This window comes from Gottfriedia sp. NPDC058432, from assembly GCF_042721555.1.
GTDB lineage: Bacteria > Bacillota > Bacilli > Bacillales > Bacillaceae_G > Gottfriedia.
The window spans coordinates 1-1,548 of sequence record NZ_JBHXLC010000061.1; the positions used below are offsets into that span (position 1 = coordinate 1).

2 protein-coding genes are annotated in these 1,548 nt (G+C 32.8%); one reads left to right on the forward strand and one right to left on the reverse strand.

Translation table 11 applies throughout. The features are described 5' to 3' along the window. Window positions 1–168 precede the first annotated feature (168 nt). Window positions 169–438 carry a hypothetical protein gene (locus tag ACFWM3_RS24945; protein ID WP_390313401.1) on the reverse strand — a complete coding sequence of 90 codons (270 nt, stop codon included), beginning with the start codon at window positions 436–438 and terminating at the stop codon, window positions 169–171. Between the two features lie 105 nt (window positions 439–543). On the opposite strand from ACFWM3_RS24945, the gene ACFWM3_RS24950 reads away from it, so the two are divergent. Next, window positions 544–1,194 carry a hypothetical protein gene (locus ACFWM3_RS24950; RefSeq protein WP_390313402.1) on the forward strand — a complete coding sequence of 217 codons (651 nt, stop codon included), beginning with the start codon at window positions 544–546 and terminating at the stop codon, window positions 1,192–1,194. Window positions 1,195–1,548: the final 354 nt, after the last annotated feature.

Consider the following 1,548-nt stretch of genomic DNA (forward strand, 5'->3'; position numbering starts at 1 on the left):
TCCACAAATTGCCTGTTAGCTACTAGGCGACTTGGTTCTTACCTAGACTGGACTTTCACCAGTTAGCAATTAACGGCTTGCTGGGCACGCGAATATCAAAAAAGGAGAGGGCGTTAGCCTCTCTCTATAAGTCCTCAATCGAGAACCCTTGTTACTTACATACTACTTTTATTTATTTTTTTCTGCCATGTTGACAAAAATCCAAGTAATTACAAATGATAGGATAATAAAGTATAAATGAATAACGTATTTAAGAGCAAATGCTGATAATACAACAGTTACAAGCGGTGAAACCAAAATACTTCCCCACTTATTCTTAGTAAAATAATAAAGAGCAATTGAAAATAAGATAGCTGCAATAAATGGAATTAATACAATGAATTCCTGTCCTTCTGGAAAAATCATATACCTATCATGCAAATATGCAAATGGACTCACTAGCCAACCTCCTATTTATATAGAATAAAGTAGTAGTAAAGCAATTATATCATATTTGAATTGGTTTAATATGGAAAATCAAACCAAACGAAGGGAGAGATGAGTTTGAACAAAAAATTATCAAAAGTAATTACAGGTATTGCATCATTAGCAACAGTAGCTACTATGTTTACTTCACCAACTTCAACAAGCGCTATGTCATTAAAGGGTGAGACTAAAAAAAATGCAAATCAACTAACTAACTTTGTGTTTCAGGGAACAACAAAAGATTCCCATTATCGACTAATCACTGTCGAACAAGCTGTTCAAGAAGTTGCTCAATTAATTGGACAGTCAGTAGAACAGGTATATGATTCTCAACCACAATTAAAGTTCATGTCTATATCAGCTTCAGCACCAGACAACATCATTGCTGGTCACGTTCAGTTGAATGTTTCCTCTACATACAAACCTTGGTTACTTGCTTATTTCTACCCAATGAGTGGCAATCCCCGATATATCGATAAAACTAAAAAACCTTGGTATGTAGGTATTGAAGCAACTGGAGGTAAAACGTTCCAAGGAGATGTTGTAACTGAAGTACAAACAACTGGATATTATTACTTAATCAACGGAACATTCTATAACGGTGGTACAATGACACACGGTGGAACTACAGGTGTTAATGCGGTTTGGACAACAACATACAATTTTAGTTACTCTACGAATGTATATAAAAGTTATTCCACTGGTAGGGTTTGGGCGCAAGTTTATTAAAATGAAGTAAATTACTTTTTTATTACTTTTATGTTCTTAATTAAGAATATATTAATTTCTTAAAATGTCTCTTCATTAACATTGATTTTCAATACTTCCTCTTTATTTTAAATACCCCTGATGTTAGATGATTTTATCACTAAATTAAATCATCTATCATTTAGGGGATTTTTTAATTTAGGCTGTTTTCATTATTTGGGATGTTATGTTGTTATGTAATGTATAAAACGAAATATTTAATTTCCTCTTTATTCATGTATGGAATGTCAACACTTAACTAGACAACTTTCTTAAGGTGTACAAGTTTGAATTCAATTGGACTTAAATAACCAAGCGTCGCGTGAATGCGAATAT